Below are 20387 nucleotides of genomic sequence, written 5' to 3'. Positions count from 1 at the left end.
TACTTCGCTGTGCGCAGCGTGGGCGGCGCTTTGTTGTTGGAGTGATCATCTGCAATGGGCGCAGGGAGGTAAATTAGTAAGTTTGTTGCTATAGACCTTAAAAAATATAGCTCACCGGAATTTTTGCTCCGGTATGTTGCATGGTCTTGAATCAGTGTGAAAAAGCCGATTTTTACGCACTTGTTTGGGGCGAAGTCCCACGTTTCTGGAGGTCCCGATGGCTGCCTATAACCTGCGCCAGCTCAGATATTTTGTCACCACGGCCGAGTGCGGCAGCGTTGCCGAGGCATCGCGCAAGCTGTATATCGCCCAGCCCTCGGTGTCGACCGCGATCAAGCAGCTGGAGGACAGCTTTGGTGTGCAGCTGTTTATCCGTCATCACGCCCAGGGCGTTTCACTCACCCCCAGCGGCGCGCGCTTTTATCGCAAGGCGCTGGAGTTGCTACGGGTAGCCCATGAGTTCGAGCAAAACGCCCTGGCCGACAATGATGTGGTGGCGGGGCAGATCGATATCGGCTGCTTTGAGACGGTGGCACCGTTGTATTTGCCGCGCTTGATCGCGGGGTTCAAGGCGCTGTGGCCTGGGGTGGAAATCCGCATTCGCGACGGCGAGCAGCAAGAGCTGGTGCAGGCGCTGACTGCCGGCAGTATCGATGTGGCGATGCTGTTTGAGCACGACCTGGGCGGCACCATCGAAACCACGCCATTGATGCCGCCGCAGCAGCCCTATGCGTTGTTGCCGGCCGATCACCGCTTTGCGCAGCAGGCCAAGGTGTCGCTGGCGGACCTGGTGCTGGAACCGATGATTTTGCTCGATGTGCTGCCGAGCCGGACCTACTTCGTGAGCATCTTTGAAGAGCGCGGGTTAACGCCGAATATCGTGTTCAGTTCGCCGTCCATCGAGATGGTGCGCGGCATGGTAGGGCGCGGGTTTGGCTTTTCGATTCTGGTGACCAAGCCGTTTACCGAGTACACCTATGACGGGCAGAAGGTGGTGTGTGTGCCGTTGGCGGAAACGGTCACCGGTTCAGGATTATCCGCCGTCTGGTTGCGACGGGCACCGTTGACCAAACCGGTGCAGCTGTTTGTGGATTACTGCCGCGAAGAACTCGCAAGACTCCTTGGCTGAATACCTTCTGATAAACACTGAAAATCACCTGTGGGAGCTGGCTTGCCTGCGATAGCGGTGGGCCAGCCGCAAATGTGCCACCTGATACACCGCCATCGCGGGCAAGCCCGGCTCCCACAGGTTGTGCGGTGCCTGGACTGGAACACGGGGCAAAAAATGTGGGAGCTGGCTTGCCTGCGATAACGGTGGGCCAGCTGAGAATGGGCCACCTGATACACCGCCATCGCGGGCAAGCCCGGCTCCCACAGGTTGTGCGGTGCCTGGACTGGAACACAGGGCAAAAAATGTGGGAGCTGGCTTGCCTGCGATAGCGGTGGGCCAGCTGCAAATGTGCCACCTGATACACCGCCATCGCGGGCAAGCCTGGCTCCCACAGGTTGTGCGGTGCCTGGACTGGAACACAGGGCAAAAAATGTGGGAGCTGGCTTGCCTGCGATAGCGGTGGGCCAGCTGAGAATGGGCCACCTGATACACCGCCATCGCGGGCAAGCCCGGCTCCCACAGGTTGTGCGGTGCCTGGACTGGAACACAGGGCAAAAAATGTGGGAGCTGGCTTGCCTGCGATAGCGGTGGGCCAGCTGCAAATGTGCCACCTGATACACCGCCATCGCGGGCAAGCCTGGCTCCCACAGGTTGTGCGGTGCCTGGACTGGAACACAGGGCAAAAAATGTGGGAGCTGGCTTGCCTGCGATAGCGGTGGGCCAGCTGCAAATGTGCCATCTGATACACCGCCATCGCGGGCAAGCCCGGCTCCCACAGTTGAACTGTGGTGTTTGGTAGGGAGGTGGCTTAGGCGCGGATTGAGTCGAGCATGCGCGCCAGCATGGCATCACACCCAGCCAACTGTTCGAGGCTCACAAACTCATCCGGCTTATGCCCCTGGTCCATGCTCCCCGGCCCGCACACCACCGTGGGAATGCCCACGGCATCAAACAACCCACCTTCGGTGCCAAACGCCACGGTGCCGAAGTCCCGCGAGCCACTGAACGCTGCGATCAACTCCGCTGCCTGGCTGCGCTCGTCGGTGACTAATCCCGGATATGCCGAGAGCTCAGTAAACCGAATCGCGCTCTGTTTACTCACGGCCTGCATACGCGGCAACACCTGCTGCATGGCATAGGCTTGCAGCTCCTCAGCCACTTCACCCGGGTCCATCGACGGCAATGCGCGCACTTCAAAATCAAAGCGGCAGTCGGCAGGCACGATATTCAAGGCCTTGCCGCCCGTAATCACGCCGGTCTGCACCGTGCTGAACGGCGGGTCAAACCGCGGGTCCTGTTGCTCGCGCAGCCGCAGGCCAATGCGCCCCAGTTCGCCAATCAACTCGGCGGCATGCTCAATCGCATTCACCCCATACGGCGCATACGCCGAATGGCACGCCTCGCCATGCACATCACAACGCATCGCCAGTTTGCCCTTGTGGCCGAGCACCGGTTTCAGTTCGGTCGGCTCACCGATAATGCACAGCATCGGTTTGACGGGCCGTTGCTCCAGCACTGCGAGCAACGAGCGCACGCCCAGGCAGCCGACTTCTTCGTCGTAAGACAGGGCGATATGCACCGGGATACGCAAGTTGGCTTTCACCAACGCTGGCACCAACGCCAGCACACAGGCGATATAACCCTTCATATCCGCCGTGCCGCGGCCAAACAGCTTGCCGTCGCGCTCGGTCAGCGCAAACGGCGGCACAGTCCACGGTTGGCCGTCCACCGGCACCACGTCGGTGTGCCCCGACAGCACAATGCCCGGCAAATGCGCCGGGCCGATACTGGCGAACAGGTTGGCCTTGCTGCGTTCCTTGTTGTAGACCAGTTCGCTGGCCACGCCGTAACCCGTCAGGTAATCGCGCACAAATTCGATCAGCAACAGGTTGGACTCGCGGCTGGTGGTATCAAAGCCCACCAGCGTCTGCAGCAGTTCGCGGCTGCGGCTCATCGCTCGTCTCCGGCCACGCCGTAGCCCGGCGAGCGGTCGGGGGCGAGGGCGCGGTCGATGTAGTCCTGCACTTGCGGGCGGTAGGCATCCCAGAGCTTTTGCAGTTCGGCGATGGGCTGTTCATCGGCCCAGTCCACGCGCAGGTTGATGATCGGCCAGGTCAGTTCGCCCACCACCACCAGCGCGGCGGAATGCACCGGCCCGGCTTCGCCACCGGCGTTGATGGCGGCGTGCATCGCCGCCAGCAGTCGATCGGCGAGCTGGCCTTCGCCGTGTTCGAAGGCATGCACCATCGCTTCGATTACTGCGCGGTCGGCGAGCATATTGCCCGCCGCCACACACTGTTCGCCCGACACGGCATTGTGGGTGCCGAGGGTTTCGCTGCCACTGAAATGCACACTGCGGCCCAGGTGATCAATCGCCGTCAGTTGTCGGTATTGGCTGTAGCCGTTGCTCGTCAGGGCTTTGTCGACGGCGGCCGCAGGATCGAGGCCTTGTTCCAGCAGGTCGAGCACGTCCGGGCCGAGGGCCGGTAACGTGATGTTCTGGGTCGACACTGCGCCCACGCCGGGCCGCAGCCATGGGCAGCGGGCGCCCACGGCGATGCTCGAGGAGCTGATGGCGATGCCCAGTTGGCCGGTGTCCGCGCAACGGGCGACGATTGAAAAGGTCATGGGCAGCTCCTTATTCGGGGATCACGGCGATCACGTCAATTTCCATCAGCCACTGTGGCTGGCCCAGGGCCGACACCACCAGCCCGGTGGAGATCGGGAACACGCCCTTGAGCCACTTGCCGACTTCCTGGTACACCGGCTCACGGTAGCGCGGGTCGATCAGGTAGGTGGTGGTCTTGACGATATGGCTCAGGTCGGAGCCGGCCTCTTCGAGCAGTTGCTTGACGTTTTTCATCGCTTGCTCGGCCTGGGCGCGCGGGTCGCCAAGGCCAATCAGGTTGCCATCAAAATCGGTGCCGACCTGGCCGCGCACATACACGGTGTTGCCGGCACGCACGGCCTGGCACAGGTCGTTGTCGAGGCTCTGGTTAGGGTAGGTTTCCTTGGTGTTGAACATGCGGATGCGAGTGTGAGTAGGCATCAAAAAAACTCCGAAAAAAGTGATCAGGCAAGGACCGGCGACGGGTGAGCAACCGGTGCGGCTTCGCGGTATTCAAGGTATTGGCGCTGGATGGCGATGTGGTCGGCCACGTATTTGGCGTCATGCCACACGCCCCAGATAAACGACGAACCCCGGCGCGACTGCCACGGCAAACCCAGGAAGTAGATGCCCGACTCGCTGGCCACACCGCGCTGGTGCTGCGGCTTGCCGGCGGCGTCAAACGCGTCGACTTTCAGCCAGCTGTAATCCACGGCAAACCCAGTGGCCCAGATGATCGAGGTGATACCGGCCTTGGCCAGGTCCAGTTCCAGGATCGGGTTTTTGATGCACTCGGCATCCGGGAATACGCGGCGCGCTTGGGGCTCCACGGGCAGGTCGAGGCCGTTGCGCTCGATGTAGGCGTCCGCCGCATCCAGCAAAGCCAGGTAGTTCTCGTCGCCACGGGCCAGGTTTTCAACCAGGTTGGCTTGGAAGCGCGCGACGTTGCCGTCGAAGGCTTGGGTGAGGCCGACCAGGGTCATGCCTTGCTGGGCAAGCTCACGAAAATCGATGGTCTTGCCGCCGTGGGCGCCGCTTACGGCAATGGTCACGTGCTCGCGACCGGGTTTCATCGCGGCCTGGTCCCACTCACCCAACACGCCCAGCCACCAGCAGAAGTCGCGGTTGCGATAGGCGCGTGGCGGGCGGTCGTGGGCACCGACCGACAGGTACACCTGGCGCCCGGAACGCTGCAGCTCATCGGCAATTTGCACGCCGGATGAACCGGCGCCCACCACCAGCACGGCGCCGGCGGGCAGTTGTGCGGGGTTGCGGTAGTCGGCGGAGTGGATCTGGTGCAGCGCGCTGTCTTCAGGCGCGATGGCCGGGATCACCGGCTTCTGGAACGGCCCCGTGGCGGCGACTACACGGTTGGCTTCGATCACGCCTTCGCTGGTGTGCACGGTAAAGCCTGGGCGGCCCACGTTACGCACCACAGAGGTCACGTCCACGCCGGTGCGGATCGGTGCATTGAACTTGCGGGCATAGGCTTCGAAGTAATCGGCCACGCGCTCTTTTGGCGCAAAACCATCGGCGGCAACGTCATCAAATTCCAGGCCGGGGAAGCGGTCATGCCAGGCCGGGCCGTTGGCGACCAGCGAATCCCAGCGCCCGGTGCGCCAGCGCTCGGCGATACGGCTGCGCTCCAGCACCAGGTGCGGCACGCCTTGCTTGCTCAGGTGCTCGCTCATGGCCACACCGGCCTGGCCGGCTCCCACTACCAATGTGTCTGTTTTTGTTATGGCTTGAGTCATGTGTCTGTCCTTGCGTAATGCAGTTGGATTCAGCTTGGGCATGGCTTCAAGGCTAGGGGGAGGGCGTTTTTTAATAAAATATTATTAAGCTTTGGAGTGAGCATAAATATCGGATGCAAGCTCACCCTATCGGGTGATTTCGAGGACTGAGCGGGTGTGTGACCATCCTTGCAGTTCTTTGAGCGAGGCTTCGACGTGGAAAACGACCGGCTTTCTTCTGCGCAATGGTTCGAACAGATGGCCCTGGTGACCGATAACATCGGGCAATCGGGGTTCGCTGCCGCCTTGTTCGATGCGCTCGGGTGTGTGCAGCCGATACAGGCCACGACGCTGTATTTTTACCCGCGTGGCGGCATGCCCAGTGCACTGTTCGAGCTGGATGGGCCGTGGTTGCCGCAAGGCAATGTGCGCCAGTACCTGTCGGGCTTTTACTTGCTCGACCCGTTTTACGACGCCTGTGTGGAAGGCGTCAGTTCAGGCTGCTATGCCTTGGCCGACGTTGCGCCTGACCACTTCGAATTGAGCGAATACTTCCAGTCGTTCTACCGCCACTCTCAGCTCGAAGACGAGCTCAATTACATCCTGCAGTCGAGCAAAGGCTCCAGCCTGGCGGTGTCCCTGGCGTTTACGCAAAAGCTCGACGCCGCCACCATCGCGCAATTCAAGCGCATAACCCCTTGGGTACTGGCCGTGCTGGGCAAACATTTTGTCGGCCTGGATGCCCACGGCGCACGCTTCGAAAACCTGCTGGAGCAACGTATTCACGCGGCATTGAACAACTTCGGCTCGTCGATCCTGACCGAGCGTGAATGCCGCATTGCCCAACTCATTTTGCGTGGGCACTCCACCCGCTCGCTGGCCGAGCGCCTTGAGGTGGCGGAAGACACCATCAAGTCCCATCGCAAACACATCTACACCAAGCTCGATATCGGCGCGCAGTCGGAACTGTTTGCCTTGTTTATCGACTCGCTCGCCGAAGCCCAGGGCGTGCTGAGCAAAGACCCGCTTGAAAGTTACATGAGCAAGCACCGCTGAGTGGCTTGCCAGCCCTTGCGTCACGACCAATAAGAGAGAGAAACCATGAACCTACCCGCCCAAATCAACCGTCGCACCGAGGATTACCAGCAGTCTGATGCGGCCCACCATATCCATGGGTTTGTCGACCAGAAGGCGCTGAACGCCGAAGGCCCGCGTGTGATGGTGCGCGGCGAGGGCTTGTACCTGTGGGACAGCGAAGGCAAGCGTTACCTGGACGGCATGTCCGGCCTGTGGTGTACCCAGCTCGGTTATGGCCGTCGGGATCTGACCGCCGCCGCCGCCGCGCAGATGGACCAGCTGGCGTACTACAACATGTTCTTTCACACCACCCACCCGGCGGTGATCGAGCTGTCGGAGCTGCTCTTCAGCCTGTTGCCGGGGCACTACAGCCATGTGATCTACACCAACTCCGGCTCCGAGGCCAATGAGGTGTTGATCCGTACCGTGCGCCGTTACTGGCAAGTGGTAGGCCAGCCGCAGAAGAAAATCATGATCGGCCGCTGGAACGGCTATCACGGGTCAACGCTTGCGGCCTCTGCGTTGGGCGGCATGAAGTTCATGCACGACATGGGCGGCATGATTCCCGACGTCGCGCACATCGACGAGCCGTATTGGTTTGCCCATGGCGGCGAGCTGACACCGGCCGAATTTGGTCGTCGTTGCGCGCTGCAATTGGAAGAAAAGATTCTGGAATTGGGCGCCGAAAATGTCGCCGGTTTTATCGCCGAGCCGTTCCAGGGTGCGGGCGGCATGATCTTCCCACCAGAAAGCTACTGGCCTGAAATCCAGCGCATTTGCCGCCAATACGATGTGCTGCTGTGCGCCGATGAGGTGATTGGTGGCTTTGGCCGTACCGGTGAATGGTTCGCCCATCAGCACTTCGGCTTCGAGCCCGACACCTTGTCGATCGCCAAGGGCCTGACCTCGGGCTACCTGCCGATGGGCGGCCTGGTGCTGAGCAAACGCATCGCCGAGGGGCTGGTGGAGCAGGGCGGTGTGTTCGCCCACGGGCTGACCTATTCCGGCCACCCGGTGGCGGCGGCGGTGGCGCTGGCCAACCTCAAGGCGCTGCGCGATGAAGGCATCGTGCGTCAGGTGAAAGACGACACCGGGCCGTACTTGCAGCAACTGCTGCACGACGTGTTCGGCAACCACCCAATGATCGGTGAGATCCAGGGCACAGGCCTGCTCGGGGCGTTGCAGTTCGTCGAAGACAAGGCCACGCGCAAACGCTTTGCCAACGAAAACGACCTGGCCTGGCAGTGCCGCACCTTTGGCTTTGAAGAGGGCGTGATCATCCGCTCGACCCTGGGCCGCATGATCATGGCGCCGGCCCTGGTGGCCACGCGCGCAGAGCTGGATGAGCTGGTCGACAAGACCCGCATTGCGGTAGACCGCACCGCACGGATCGCGGGAAAACTCTGAAGTGACCTGCCCGCCACCCTCAGGCGCGGGGTGGCGGGCAATCTCCATCAGACACGGCTTGAACGGCAGCGAGGTTATCGACTGCCGCGATGGCCCGCATCCCTCTTTCCAGGAGTCACCCATGAATACAATAACAAGCGTGGCCGAAACTCCCTCCCATCACACCTCAACCAAAGCCGCTTCAACGCGGCGTTTTCGCCAGCCGCTGGGGCTGGTCGGGCTGGTGCTGTTCGGCCTGGCCTACATGGTGCCGCTGGCGGTCTTTACCACCTACGGGCTGGTCACGCAGATGACCAAGGGGCACTTGCCGACCGCCTATATGCTGACTCTGGCGGCCATGCTACTGACCGCCTACAGCTATGGTCGCATGGTCCAGGCGCATCCGTTTTCCGGCTCGGTCTATTCCTATACACGCAAGGCGTTTGGTGCGTATTTCGGTTTTATCGCCGGCTGGACCTTGCTGCTCGACTACATCTTTTTGCCGCTGCTCAGTTATTTGTTGATCGGCATCTACATGTCCGAGTACTTCCCGGCGGTGCCGACATTTGTGTGGGTGCTCGGCTCGATTGCGCTGGTAACCACGCTGAACCTGGTCGGTATCGAGTCCATCACGCGGGTCAACTGGATCCTGATCGTGGCCCAGTTGGTGTTCATCGTGGTGTTCGTGGCGCTGTCGGTGCACAACCTCAGCGGTCAGCCGGCGCCCGTTTCGCTGCTGGCGCCATTCCATCATGAAGGCTTCAGCGCCCCCTTGATCATGGCCGGTGCCGCGGTGCTGTGTTTGTCGTTCCTGGGCTTCGATGCGGTGTCGACCATGGCCGAGGAAACCCCCAACCCGCGCCGCACCATCCCGTTGGCGATCATGGTGGTGTCGCTATTTGGCGGCTTGCTGTTTTTGCTGGTGTCGTATTTCGCGCAAATGGTCTTCCCGGAATGGAACACCTTCGCCGACCCGGATTCGGCCTCGGTGGATGTGATGCGCCGGGTCGGTGGCGAGGTGCTGGTGACGGCGTTCACCGCCACTTATGTGGCCGGCTGTTTCGCCTCGGCGATGGTCTCCCAGGCCAGTGTGTCGCGGGTGTTGTTTGCCATGGGCCGCGACGGCGCGCTGCCCCGCGTGCTCGGCAAGCTGGTGACGAAAAAGCGCGTGCCGGCTACGGCGATTGTGCTGGTCAGCCTGTTCTCGCTGATTGCGCTGTTTATCACCCTGGACACGGTGGCCAACATGATCAGCTTCGGCGCGCTGTTCGCCTTCTCGGCGGTGAACCTGGCGGTGATCAAGCATTACGTGGTCGACCAGCAATTACGCGGCACCCGTAACTACCTGCTGTACGCCGCGCTGCCGGCGCTGGGGTTCCTCAGCACGGTCTGGCTGTGGACCAGCCTGTCGAGCTTGTCCTTCACCATCGGCCTGTGCTGGATGGGGGTTGGCCTTATTTGTTTGCTGGGGATCACGCGCGGCTTGCGCGTGAAGATGCCTGAACTGCAGATCGCGGAATAAAACCTTCGCCTGTCCATCGACCTTCATTGGGAGTACACCGTGTTCGACCTTCATTACTGGCAACAACGCGTTGCCCGCCAGACCTTTATCGACACCGCCTTGATCGGTGGTCGACCCGTGAGCGCAGCCAGCGGGGCGACTTTTGATGCAATCAACCCCGCCACCCACCAGCTGCTGGCGCGTGTGGCCGCCTGTGGTGACGCAGAAGTAGACCTGGCCGTGCGCAGCGCCCGCCAGGCTTTCGAAAGCGGCCCTTGGCGGCGTATGCCGCCGGTTGAGCGCAAGAAAATCCTGATCAGGCTCTCCGAGTTGCTGATGACCCATCGCGAAGAACTGGCCCTCCTGGATTCGCTGAACATGGGCAAGCCGGTGATGGACGCCTACAACATTGATGTGCCCGGCGCCGCGAATGTATTTGCCTGGTACGGCGAGGCGCTGGACAAGCTCTACGATCAAGTCGCGCCCACCGCGCACAACGCACTGGCGACCATCACCCGTGAAGCATTGGGCGTCGTTGCGGCGGTGGTGCCGTGGAATTTCCCACTCGACATGGCGGCCTGGAAGCTCGCACCGGCGTTGGCAGCCGGTAACAGCGTGGTGCTCAAACCCGCCGAGCAGTCACCCTTTTCGGCCCTGCGCCTGGCCCAACTGGCCCTGGAAGCGGGTATCCCGGAAGGGGTTTTGAATGTGGTGCCGGGCCTCGGCGAAAGTGCCGGCAAGGCGCTGGGGCTGCACCCTGACGTGGATTGCCTGGTGTTCACCGGCTCTACTCAGGTCGGCAAGTATTTTATGCAGTACTCGGCGCAGTCCAACTTGAAGCAGGTGTGGCTGGAGTGTGGCGGCAAGAGCGCGAACCTGGTGTTTGACGACTGCCAGGACCTGGACCTGGCGGCCGAGAAAGCGGCCTTCGGGATTTTTTTCAACCAGGGCGAAGTGTGCTCGGCCAACTCGCGGCTGTATGTGCAACGCTCCATCCATGATGAATTTGTCGAGCGTGTGATTGCCAAGGCGCGTGCGTGGATGCCGGGTGATCCGCTGGACCCTGGCAGCGCTGCCGGTGCCATTGTCGACAGTGAGCAAACCGCCCGCATCATGAGGGCGATCAATCAGGCCCAGGGCGAGGGCGCCAAGCTGCTGGCGGGTGGCGAGCAAGTGAGCATTAATGGCTCCTCCAACTTCATCCAGCCGACGATTTTTGCTGAGGTGACCGGCGACATGCAGCTCGCGCGCGATGAAGTGTTTGGCCCGGTGTTGGCGATCAGCGCCTTTGACACTGAGGAGCAAGCGATACAGCAAGCCAATGACAGCCTCTACGGGCTGGCGGCCTCGGTCTGGAGTGATGGCCTCAATCGCGCGCATCGGGTGGCGCGAGCGTTGAATGTCGGCACGGTGTCGGTCAACACCGTCGACGCCCTGGATGTCGCGGTGCCGTTCGGCGGTGGCAAGCAGTCCGGGTTCGGGCGTGACCTGTCGCTGCACTCATTCGACAAGTACACGCAGCTGAAAACCACCTGGTTTGCGCTGCGATAGCCGAAGCGGTCAGCCGGTCGTGTATTCATGGGTGCATGGCCGGCACGGTTACCTGCACCATCTGCTGGTAATGCCGGACTACCGCCGCCAGGGCATCGCCCAGGCCATGAAAACGCCTAGAACTCCCCGGAATACTTGACCGCCGCCGCGGCGCGCGAGGGCACTTTCAAACTGCGCAGCAGCGACGACACATGGATGCGCACGGTGAACGGCGAGATCGCCAGGGCCTTGGCGATTTCCTTGTTGGTCTTGCCTTGGGCGATCAGGCGCAGCACTTCCTGCTGGCGCGCGGTGAGGGTGTGGGTGCCCAGCGGCAGCAGGCCGGAGGGAGAAAACTTGACCAGCACTTCGCCTTCGCGGATCGCCAACAGGGCCTGGCCGATTTCATCGGGGCTGATGTTCTTGCCGATAAAGCCATCGGCGCCCAGGGCCATGACCTGATCGATCAGCGCCGGGTCATCGACCATCGACACCACGATCAAGGTGGTGCTCCGCAGTTGCTGGCGCAGGTCGGCCAGTTGGCTCATGCAGGTAAGGCCCGGGAAGCGCAGGTCGAGGATCAGCATGTCGATGTCGCCACACGCGTGGATCAGCGCCTGCACCGCATCGAGGTCGCCGGCCTCTTGCACCACGGCCTCGGGCAACAGGCGCTGCACGGTGCGCAGCATGCCTTCGCGAAACATCGGGTGGTCGTCGGCTATGATGATTCGGCCGGTCATGGCGTGCTCCTTCCTGGGGCATGGGTGTGCATTGGCATGCTACTTTAGCACCGCGCCACAGGGACGCCTCTGGCGCGCAAAGGATAGACCGAATGCCGCACAAGGACGTCCCCCATGAGTCATGAGACCAATTCCGAACTCGACCAGGCCAACCTGCGCATCGTGGTGGCCGCCATCGCCATTGTCTACATCGGCGCGCTGGGCTTTTTGCCGGGCCAGTCGGTCGACACCTACTTGCCGGTGATCCTGTATATCGTCGCGTTCCTGCTGGTCTCCATCGCGTTGCGCCAGGTGATTGCGCGCTGGCCAGGGCATTACCCGGCGCGGCGGATATTCGGCATGATCCATGACTACACCGGCACCTCGTTCGGGCTGGTGGTGGGCGGCGAACCGGCACTGCCACTGTATGCGGTGATGGTGTGGGTCAACCTGGGCAACGGCATGCGCTACGGCTCGCGCTACCTGGCGATTGCCACCGGCCTGGCCTTGCTCGCGCTGCTGATCGTGTATCGGCTGACGCCACTGTGGCAGGCGCAGCCGTTCATGGTGCTGATGCTGATGATCACCAGCACGGTGATCCCGGTGTACGCGCATATCTTGCTTGAGCGCACGCGCAAGGCTTCCGAAGAAGCCATCGCCGCCAACCTGGAAAAATCGCGCTTCCTGGCTCAGGCCAGCCACGATCTGCGCCAGCCTATTCACTCCATCGGCCTGTTCACCGCCTGTTTGCGTGAAGCGCAGTTGGGCGAGGCTGAGCAGCGCTTGGTGGACAATATCGACCGCTCGTTGCTCAACGTGTCGCAGCTGTTCCGTTCGATTCTCGACCTTTACACCCTCGACAACGGCAGGCTGTTGCCCAAGTACCAGGTGATTCACTTGGGCGAATTCCTCGCCGACCTGGTGCGCCAACACGCCGAAGCGGCGCATTGGGCCGGGGTGCAACTGCGCCTGCGACCGTGTGCGCATTGGGTGCAGGTCGACCCCGCGATGCTGGCGACGATGGTGCAAAACCTGCTCTCCAATTGCTTTAAATACGGCGCACAACGGCCCGTGCTGATCGGCGTGCGCGTGCGCGACGGCGGCTTGTCGGTGGAGGTGCATGACCAGGGGCGCGGTATTGCCGAGGAGCATCAGGTGAAGGTCTTCGAAGAGTTTTATCGGGTCCGCCAACTGCGCGACAAGGACGTCGAAGGCGTGGGCCTGGGGCTGTCCATCGTCAAGCGCCTGGGGCAATTGATGGGGGTGCAAGTGAGCCTGCGATCACGGGTGGGCCATGGCACCTCTGTGAGCCTGCATGGCCTGGCATTGGCGACGGCGTCACGCCAACCGGCTGCGCGCGACGACGCGCGCCAGGCCGGCCTGCTGACGGGTTTGAAAGTCTGCCTGGTGGAAGATGACCACAACGTGCTGCTGGCCACCCAGGCCTTGCTGGAGCGCTGGGGCTGCCAGGTGCAGGCCGAATCCAGCGGGCAAGGCCTGGCCAGCGACTGCGACATCATCGTCGCCGACTACGACCTGGGCAACCACGCCACCGGCATCGAATGCATCGACGCCCTGCGCGAGCAACGCGGCTGGGCGGTGCCGGCGCTGATCCTCACCGGCCACGACGTGGAGAAAATCCAGGCGGCCTTGCATGACCGCCAGATCGCGATTCTGTCCAAACCGGTGCGGCCTGCAGAACTGCGCGGCACGCTGCGTGACCTCAGCCAATCGGGCGTTACTGGTTAAACGGCGTCAGGCCATTGCCCCGAGCGCCCTTGGGCTGGCAGTAGGCGGCAGGCTTCATCAGGCCAAAGCTGGCCACGGCAAACATGCCACCGCTGGCACCGCTGGGTACTGAGCAGTTGTAATCGCCGGAGGCGGCGCTGGCGATGTAGTAGGTGGTCATGGAGTCGCTGCGTACATTGGAGATACGCTTGACCGGTTCACCGAGGTTGGTTTCCGACAGTGTCTTGAGATGGTCTTCGCTGGGCTTGACGTTGCTGCAACCGGCGACACCGATGATCAGGGCGCCGAGCAGGGTGAGACGGGTAACGGGAGCGTGCAGGTTCATGATGCTTCTTCCTTGGGATTATTATGGTTTCTCCAACGCGCAATGCACCCTCGCGCAACAGGTGTGCGGTGCCGGGGGGAGCGTTGGAAGTGCCGAGGAATATAGCGCCGCCGGGTAAAGGGGTCGATTAGCACAAGTGTGCTAATGGCACGGTGAGGTCATGGATGGAGAGAGCAATGCTAGCGATCAAACGCGCCACCCAAGCGGACGCCCAGGCGGCGTTCGACATTCGTCTGTTGGCCATCCGCAGCCAATGCATCGGCGCCTACACCGCTGAGCAAATGGCGCTGTGGACACGCGGCAGCGCCGAAGACGGTTACGACACACTGATGGACAAGCCGTTTTACCTGGGCTGGGTCAATGACGTACCGGTCGCCACCGGCATGCTCGATCTGGACAACAACGAAGTGGGCGCCCTGTTTGTGCTGCCGGCGTTTACTGGCCGAGGTTACGGCAAGACCATGCTGGATCACCTGGAAAAGCTCGCGCGGGAACTGGCGATTGAAGAGGTCGTGCTGGACGCGACGTTGAATGCGGCGAGTTTCTACCGGGCCTGCGGGTATGTGGGTGAGGAGCAGGCGGTGTATCACTCGCCTTCGGGGTTGGCGTTGGCGTGTATCCCAATGGTAAAACGGCTTTGACTCTTGCCACAGTTGAGCTTGTCGCTGGGGGATTTGTGTATGTCGCGATGGCCCTGCGAACTGAGATCTAACCAACACAGCTGATCCCCTGTGGGAGCTGTCGAGCTTTAGCGAGGCTGCGAAAGCGGTGGGTCAGGCTACTTATGTATCGCCATTGCCGCCGCCTTCGCAGCCTCGCCGGGGCTCGACAGCTCCCACATTGGATCTTTGTTGCTGGGGGGATTTGTGTATGGCGCGATGGTCCTGCGAACTGAAATCTAACCAACACAGCCGATCCCCTGTGGGAGCTGTCAAGCTTTAGCGAGGCTGCGAAAGCGGTGGGTCAGGCAGTTAATATTTCGCCAGTGCCGCCGCCTTCGCAGCCTCGCCGGGGCTCGACAGCTCCCATCGTTGATTTCATTCGGCGCCGAAGGCTGTGCACAGTGTTTGAATAACCTGTTCCACGGTGGGACCTTGGACGGGTGGCGGTGTAAGGCTCTCGCCAAATTCGCGCCATACGAACAGCGTCAGCTCAGCCCCATCGGTCAGCCCTTGTTCCTTTGAGCCAAAACCTTGCAGCACCCGATAGCGCTCATCCCGCCAAAACGCCTGCTCCACCCAGTCATACACCGGGATGAAGTGAAAGTGCAGCGGCAAGCCCGGCATGTGTCCGTAGCGGCTGATATACAGCCATTTCGGTTGCAGCTGTGCCTCCATCACCCGTTGGGTTTTAGCGAGCAGGCCACCCAGTTCAGCCAACGCGGCCTCGGGTATAGCAGCCAGGGAGTCGATCGGCGCTTTGGCGCCCAGCATCAGGTAGCCCGGCAGCTTTGACGCCAGATGATGGTTGAGCCGCCAGTGCTCGGTTTCATGAAGGATGAAAGCGGGGTCGATCTGCATAAGCACGCGTCCATGAGGGCAGGATGGGCAGGATAACAAGCGTGGGCGCCTGTATCTCACAAAAGCTGGCGATCTGTGTCTGTCGCTGCGGGTGTCAGGCGGATAGTGTCGTGCCACGTTAACTGACGACCGAGCCCACCATGGAACTGACCGCTGTCCCGTTTGGCACCACCGACTGGTCCACCGTCGAGCCGGAACTTCACCCGGGCGTTACCGGCAATGCCCTGTGGCGTACCTGCCACTTCGGCACCACCCGCGTGCGCATGGTCGAGTACACCCCTGGCTATCTGGCCGATCACTGGTGCTGGCGCGGGCATGTATTGCTGTGTCTTGAAGGGGAATTGCACACGGAATTGGAAGACGGCCGCCAGTTCACGCTGACGGCCGGGATGAGTTACCAGGTGGGCAATGACATGGAAGGCCATCGCTCATCCACCCACAGTGGTGCGAAGCTGTTTATTGTGGATTGAGGCGCACGATCAACTTGCCGAAATTACGCCCCTCCAGCAGCCCGATAAACGCTTCAGGTGCCTGGGCCAGACCGTCGATGATGTCTTCGCGAAATTTCAGTTTGCCCTCGGCGATCCACTGCGCAGCTTCCTGCAAGAACCTGTCTTGTTGTTGGTCGACAAATTCGGTCTGGATAAACCCGCGCACCGTCAGGCTCTTGGCGAGGATGTCATGCATCGTCGCCGGCAGCCGGTCGGCCTGTGCGTGCTGGATAGCGCCGTCGTTGTAGTGGGCGATCAGCCCGCACACCGGAATCCGCGCGAAGTTATTGAGCAGTGGGCGTACCGCGTCCCACACCGGCCCGGCGACGTTTTCGAAGTACACATCAATGCCGTCCGGGCAGACCTTGGCCAGTTGCTCGGCAAAGTCCGGGGCGCGGTGGTCGATGACTGCGTCAAAGCCCAGTTCATCCTTCACGAAAGCACACTTGTCGGCGCCGCCGGCGATCCCCACGGCGCGGGCACCCTGCAACCGAGCGATCTGGCCGACCACCGAGCCGACTGCGCCACTGGCCGCTGCCACCACGACGGTATCGCCCGGTTTTGGCTTACCGATATTCAGCAGCCCGGCGTAGGCGGTAAACCCCGGCATGCCGAGTACACCGAGCGCAGTGGTGGGATGGGCGATGCTGGGGTCGAGGCGGCGCAAATCCTGGCCGTTGGATAAGGCAAAACGCTGCCAACCGGCGTAGGCCAGCACTGTATCGCCTTCGTGCCAATCGCTGTGACGCGACTGTTTGATGCGCGCGACGGTGCCACCCACCATCACTTCGCCAATGCCCACCGGCTCGGCATAGGATTTGGCCGCGCTCATGCGCCAGCGCATATAGGGGTCGAGGGACAGGTAGAGGTTTTCCAGCAACACTTCGCCGTCGGCGGGTTCGGGGACCGGTGAGTGTTCCAGGCGGAAGTCGCTGGTTGTCGGGCGCCCGTCGGGGCGTGCGGCCAAAACGATGCGTGTGTTTTCGGTGTGGTTCATGGCGTATTACTCACTGATTGAACAGGCTGAGCAGCGTAGCCATGGGCAAGCTATCAAGGTAGGCTCATAACAGTTGATTCAGAGTTATGCCAAACATGATATCCGATGCCTTCGAACCGTATTTGCTGCGCACTTTCGTTGCGGTGTGCCACCACGGCAGCCTCAGTGGCGCCGCCCAGCAGGCGGGCAGGGCGCAATCGGCCCTGAGTGCGCAGATTCGCCGTCTGGAGGAGCTGCTTGGGCAACGCCTGCTGCGCCGAACTGGGCGTGGCGTGGTGCCCACCACCGAGGGTGAGTTGTTGCTCAGCTACGCCACACGCATCCTGGCCCTGGGTGAAACGGTCGCCACACGCCTGAAGGAGCGTACGGTGATGGGCACTGTGCGCGTGGGCTTGTCCGAAGACGTGGCGGTCACTACCTTGCCGGCGGCGCTGGGCCGTTTGCGCCGCACCTGCCCGCATATGCACATGGAAATCACCGTGGACCACGGCGATGCGTTAGCGCAGCGCTGGCACGACGGCCTGTTGGATGTGGCCATCGGCGTCAGCTCGGTATTCGCCGCCGACCCGGTGCGCACCTGGAATGTGCCGCTTTATTGGGTGTGCGCGATTGACGATGAAGTCGATCCGGCGCTGCCTCTGGACGTGATCGTGTACGCCGAGCCTTGCGCGTGGCGACGCTTGATGTTCGACGCATTACTGGCGGCCGGTCGCGACTTTCGCGTGACCGTCACCAGCCCGAACGTCGGTGTGATCAGCGCGGCTGTCGAAAACGGTTTGGGCGTTGCCCTGTTGCCTGCCGACAATATCAACCCGCACACCATGCGCGTGATTGCGCTGGCGCCCGCTGGCAATGCCGCATTGAGCGTCAACTATGGGTTGTTCGCGGTGCCGCGCCAGACCGAAAGCATCCGTGCCACGGTCGAATTGCTCAGCGAGGGGTTTCATTTGATGACGCAACCGAGGGTGAAGGGTCTCAGCCTTTGCGATACACCTCCCCCAACTCCCGCGCCAGCCCAATAAAATTCTGCAACGGCGCCGACGGATTAAACGTGCGCCGCACCAAAGTAATCGGCGCCAGCAGCTTGGGCCTGGCGTCTTTTATTCGGCAATACACCACGCTGTCACGGTGCACATCGCGCATCGACGCCGGCACCACGGAGATGCCTTCACCGGCCGCCACCAGGCTGACGTTGGTCAGCATGCGTTCCACTTCAAAGGCAATCCTGGGTTCGAAACCGGCGTTCTGGCAGGCGGTGATCAAGTTGGCGTACATGCCCGGCGCGCCAGGGCGGCGTACCAGAATAAAGCGTTCGTCCTTGAGTGCGCCAATGGGGATGGCGCTGCCGGCGGCGTCCAGCAACGGGTGGCCGGTGGGCAGGACCAGCAGCATTTCTTCGTTGAGCAGGCGGTGGAAGCTCAGGCTTTGATGGGTACTGACCGGGGCGCGCAGGATGCCGACGTCGATGCGTTTTTCGATGGCGTCTTCGGTCAATTCCCGGGCGCTGCCTTCATTGATCGAAAGCTCTACCGCCGGGTAGCGCTCGCGGTAGGCGCGGATGATGCGCGGGATCAGCGCGTGGGCGGCGGCCGAACTGGTGAAGCCGATGGCCAGGGTGCCCTCGATGCCCTGGGCCACGCGGGAGGCCTTGAGTGCGCCATGCTCAACACGCGCCAAAATGGCTTGGGCTTCTTCAAGAAACACCAGGCCACCGGCCGTCAGGTCCACGCCCTTGGGGTGGCGCTTGAACAGATCGAACCCCAGCTCCTGCTCCAGGGCACGAATCTGCTGGCTCAGGGGCGGTTGTTGCATGTTCAGGCGTGCGGCGGCACGGGTGAAATGTCGTTCTTCGGCCACCATGATGAAATAGCGTAAATGGCGAAGTTCCATGGTGGCCTATCCCGTGACAAGAGGCAGTGGTGGGCGGCCGCAAGCGGCCCGGCCGTCAATATGCCCAAAGCCTGTGACCACCACAATCCGTTCAGCGTTTGCTGTCGGCCAGCTTGTCGAAGGCCTGGTCGAGATGGGTTTCGGCGCCTTTGAGCTTTTCATGCCGCTCCTTGAGCCACTGCTGATCAGCCTGCAGCGTCTTGCGCGCCTCCACCAGCATGCGCTTGACCTCCTGTGGCTGCGGGCCGCCGGTGCCTTTGCGGGTCTGGACCATGTTGGTGGGCGACAGCGCCGCTCTAAAACCTGCTTCATCGAGCGGCAGGGTATTGGGCGTCCATTTGTACTTGTCCGCCGCCTGGCTATACAGCTTCTGCGCGTCGGCATAGGCGAAGGTCTTCGGCGTGGTGCCGTTGCTGCGCGCTTCGGTGACGATCAGCGAGGCAAAGCTGTGGCCGATGCGAAACGGCACTTTGTACTGGCGCTCCAGCGTGTCGGCCAGTTCCATCGAGGTGGTCCATTCCGACTCCAGTTCTTCGAGCGCGCGCTGCGGGTTGATCTGCAGCGCGTCGAGCACCGCGTCGAGGCTGTGGAACATCTCCTGGGTCGAGCGGAACACGCCCAGCGAGTCGAAGGCGAACTTGTAGTCGGTCATGCCGGTGTTGACGTTATGCGCGCGCAAGGTGACGGCCTGGGCCAGACCCACCACGTCAGAGGCACTCTCACGCGCGCGCATCAGCAAGCCCGGGTTGCGTTTTTGCGGCATGGCGCTGCTGGTGTAGGTGGCTTCCTCATCGAGCAACAGCCAGGGGCGAATCTGATGATACTGGGTGTGGATATCGCCAATCATCGCGCCCACACGGATGGCGGACGATGACGCCATATTGGCCGCTTCGATGGGAATGTCATAGGTCGAGACCTGGCTTGAATCCAGCGAGTTCTCGCGCACGCCATCAAAGCCCAGCAGCTCGGCCAGGCGCTCACGGTTCAGCGGATACGCCGAGTTCGCCAGCACGGCGGTGCCCATCGGGCTCTGGTTGAGGCGTGTGTACAGCTCGCGGATACGCTGGCCATCGCGGTCGAACGCGGCTTCAAAGGCCAGCAGGTAATGCGCATAGCTGATGGGCATGGCCTGCACGCCGTTGGTGTAGGCGGGCACCAGGGTGTCGACGTTTTTGTCGGCGATGTTCAGCAGGCGTTGGCGTGTGGCGTTGAGCGCTTCGCTGTAGGCCAGCACCTGGCTGCGCAGGGCGGCCAGGCGGTAGGTGGCAAGCATGTCCTGGCGGCTGCGGCCGGAGTGGATCAAGGAGGCTTCGGGACCGATCTTGTCGGTCATGATTTTTTCCAGTTGCAGCACATCACTGGGGCGCGTGCCGCCGGGCTGCTCGGCCTGGGCGATGGCGTAGCGCACACCGCCGGCGATCTTCTGGCCCATCTCGGGCTTGACGATGCCTTCTTCGGTGAGCATCACGATCGAGGCTTTGTTGATGCGGTTGAGCCAGGCGAATTGGGTTTGGGTGGGGTCGCCCTTGGCCTTGTGTTCCGGTTTGGGAACTGTCGGGCGTGGCGCCGACCTTGGCCGCCTGGGCCGCGCATTGTTCGGTGGTGGTGCAGGGCAGCTCGCCAGTGTTGGCGGCATAGGCGCTGAGGCTGTTGAACAGGGCAAAGGCCACGGCAAGGGAAAGCAGGCTTTTCACAGCACGTTGGGGGGATGTGTTGTTCACGGGGACACCTGATTTATTGTTGGAATTAT

General features: G+C 61.9%; 19 protein-coding genes and 1 pseudogene. 10 read left to right on the top strand and 10 right to left on the bottom strand.

Annotated features, from left to right (window positions below; all coding sequences use genetic code 11):
- Positions 1-217 precede the first annotated feature (217 nt).
- Positions 218-1129, top strand: coding sequence for a LysR substrate-binding domain-containing protein (locus HX790_RS00825; protein ID WP_010171799.1), 912 nt, complete (start codon positions 218-220; stop codon positions 1127-1129).
- Between the two features lie 790 nt (positions 1130-1919).
- Here the strand turns inward: HX790_RS00825 and argE are convergent.
- Genes argE through HX790_RS00805 form a run of 4 tightly spaced genes read right to left on the bottom strand, consistent with a single transcriptional unit; the run spans position 1920 to position 5515 of the window.
- Positions 1920-3065 (bottom strand): acetylornithine deacetylase, encoded by a 1146-nt coding sequence (argE, locus tag HX790_RS00820; protein WP_017134546.1) that lies wholly within the window; start codon positions 3063-3065, stop codon positions 1920-1922.
- The gene (locus HX790_RS00815; RefSeq protein ID WP_138453506.1) at positions 3062-3739 is read right to left on the bottom strand and encodes a DUF1028 domain-containing protein; all 678 of its coding nucleotides are present in this window, start codon (positions 3737-3739) and stop codon (positions 3062-3064) included. Before HX790_RS00815 ends, argE begins: the two co-directional genes overlap by 4 nt.
- 10 nt (positions 3740-3749) lie before the next feature.
- On the bottom strand, positions 3750-4160 hold the full coding sequence (locus HX790_RS00810) for a RidA family protein (RefSeq protein ID WP_003207327.1): 411 nt from the start codon (positions 4158-4160) through the stop codon (positions 3750-3752).
- 23 nt (positions 4161-4183) lie between these two features.
- A complete protein-coding gene (locus HX790_RS00805) occupies positions 4184-5515 on the bottom strand; it encodes a flavin-containing monooxygenase (protein WP_371318477.1) in 1332 nt (443 codons plus the stop codon).
- Positions 5516-5668: 153 nt separating this feature from the next.
- Between HX790_RS00805 and HX790_RS00800 the strand changes: the two genes are divergently transcribed.
- The 5 genes from HX790_RS00800 (at position 5669) to HX790_RS00780 (ending at position 11106) form a co-directional block, all read left to right on the top strand.
- Positions 5669-6508, top strand: coding sequence for a helix-turn-helix transcriptional regulator (locus tag HX790_RS00800; RefSeq protein WP_026013485.1), 840 nt, complete (start codon positions 5669-5671; stop codon positions 6506-6508).
- A 45-nt stretch (positions 6509-6553) separates the two neighbouring features.
- Positions 6554-7936 (top strand): aspartate aminotransferase family protein, encoded by a 1383-nt coding sequence (locus tag HX790_RS00795; RefSeq protein WP_176991115.1) that lies wholly within the window; start codon positions 6554-6556, stop codon positions 7934-7936.
- Positions 7937-8057: 121 nt separating this feature from the next.
- Positions 8058-9437 carry an APC family permease gene (locus HX790_RS00790; protein ID WP_176991114.1) on the top strand — a complete coding sequence of 460 codons (1380 nt, stop codon included), beginning with the start codon at positions 8058-8060 and terminating at the stop codon, positions 9435-9437.
- A 39-nt stretch (positions 9438-9476) separates the two neighbouring features.
- Positions 9477-10967: an aldehyde dehydrogenase gene (locus HX790_RS00785; RefSeq protein ID WP_176991113.1), complete on the top strand. Its 1491-nt coding sequence runs from the start codon at positions 9477-9479 to the stop codon at positions 10965-10967.
- Positions 10968-10986: 19 nt separating this feature from the next.
- The gene (locus HX790_RS00780) at positions 10987-11106 is read left to right on the top strand and encodes a GNAT family N-acetyltransferase (protein WP_368665710.1); all 120 of its coding nucleotides are present in this window, start codon (positions 10987-10989) and stop codon (positions 11104-11106) included.
- On the opposite strand, the gene HX790_RS00775 is transcribed toward HX790_RS00780, so the two are convergent.
- Positions 11084-11686: a response regulator transcription factor gene (locus tag HX790_RS00775; RefSeq protein ID WP_176991112.1), complete on the bottom strand. Its 603-nt coding sequence runs from the start codon at positions 11684-11686 to the stop codon at positions 11084-11086. The two genes, HX790_RS00780 and HX790_RS00775, sit on opposite strands and share 23 nt — an antisense overlap.
- Positions 11687-11800: 114 nt before the next feature.
- On the opposite strand from HX790_RS00775, the gene HX790_RS00770 reads away from it, so the two are divergent.
- Positions 11801-13414 carry a hybrid sensor histidine kinase/response regulator gene (locus tag HX790_RS00770; RefSeq protein ID WP_176991111.1) on the top strand — a complete coding sequence of 538 codons (1614 nt, stop codon included), beginning with the start codon at positions 11801-11803 and terminating at the stop codon, positions 13412-13414.
- Here the strand turns inward: HX790_RS00770 and HX790_RS00765 are convergent.
- On the bottom strand, positions 13404-13739 hold the full coding sequence (locus tag HX790_RS00765; RefSeq protein ID WP_017134555.1) for a hypothetical protein: 336 nt from the start codon (positions 13737-13739) through the stop codon (positions 13404-13406). The two genes, HX790_RS00770 and HX790_RS00765, sit on opposite strands and share 11 nt — an antisense overlap.
- Before the next feature lie 176 nt (positions 13740-13915).
- Here HX790_RS00765 and HX790_RS00760 point away from each other — a divergent pair, with 176 nt between their 5' ends.
- A complete protein-coding gene (locus HX790_RS00760) occupies positions 13916-14380 on the top strand; it encodes a GNAT family N-acetyltransferase (protein ID WP_017134556.1) in 465 nt (154 codons plus the stop codon).
- A gap of 396 nt (positions 14381-14776) precedes the next feature.
- Here the strand turns inward: HX790_RS00760 and HX790_RS00755 are convergent, their stop codons facing one another.
- Entirely contained in the window at positions 14777-15259 is a 483-nt protein-coding gene (locus HX790_RS00755) for an HIT family protein (RefSeq protein ID WP_169988734.1), read from the bottom strand.
- A gap of 140 nt (positions 15260-15399) precedes the next feature.
- On the opposite strand from HX790_RS00755, the gene HX790_RS00750 reads away from it, so the two are divergent.
- On the top strand, positions 15400-15729 hold the full coding sequence (locus HX790_RS00750; protein ID WP_138450243.1) for a DHCW motif cupin fold protein: 330 nt from the start codon (positions 15400-15402) through the stop codon (positions 15727-15729).
- Here the strand turns inward: HX790_RS00750 and HX790_RS00745 are convergent.
- Positions 15716-16747 carry an NADP-dependent oxidoreductase gene (locus HX790_RS00745; protein ID WP_176991110.1) on the bottom strand — a complete coding sequence of 344 codons (1032 nt, stop codon included), beginning with the start codon at positions 16745-16747 and terminating at the stop codon, positions 15716-15718. The genes HX790_RS00750 and HX790_RS00745 overlap by 14 nt on opposite strands.
- A gap of 86 nt (positions 16748-16833) precedes the next feature.
- On the opposite strand from HX790_RS00745, the gene HX790_RS00740 reads away from it, so the two are divergent.
- A complete protein-coding gene (locus tag HX790_RS00740) occupies positions 16834-17769 on the top strand; it encodes a LysR family transcriptional regulator (protein ID WP_099548708.1) in 936 nt (311 codons plus the stop codon).
- On the opposite strand, the gene HX790_RS00735 is transcribed toward HX790_RS00740, so the two are convergent.
- Both HX790_RS00735 and HX790_RS00730 read right to left on the bottom strand, forming a co-directional pair.
- Positions 17723-18637, bottom strand: a complete 915-nt coding sequence (locus HX790_RS00735) for a LysR substrate-binding domain-containing protein (RefSeq protein ID WP_176991109.1) — start codon at positions 18635-18637, stop codon at positions 17723-17725. The two genes, HX790_RS00740 and HX790_RS00735, sit on opposite strands and share 47 nt — an antisense overlap.
- A gap of 91 nt (positions 18638-18728) precedes the next feature.
- Positions 18729-20331, bottom strand: a pseudogene (locus tag HX790_RS00730) (argininosuccinate lyase).
- Positions 20332-20387 lie beyond the last annotated feature (56 nt).

The sequence above is a fragment of the Pseudomonas sp. IPO3747 genome (genome assembly GCF_013385245.1).
Taxonomy (GTDB): domain Bacteria; phylum Pseudomonadota; class Gammaproteobacteria; order Pseudomonadales; family Pseudomonadaceae; genus Aquipseudomonas; species Aquipseudomonas edaphica.
The sequence above is the reverse complement of the archived record's forward strand: the minus strand, read 5'-3'. Positions and strand labels throughout refer to the sequence as shown.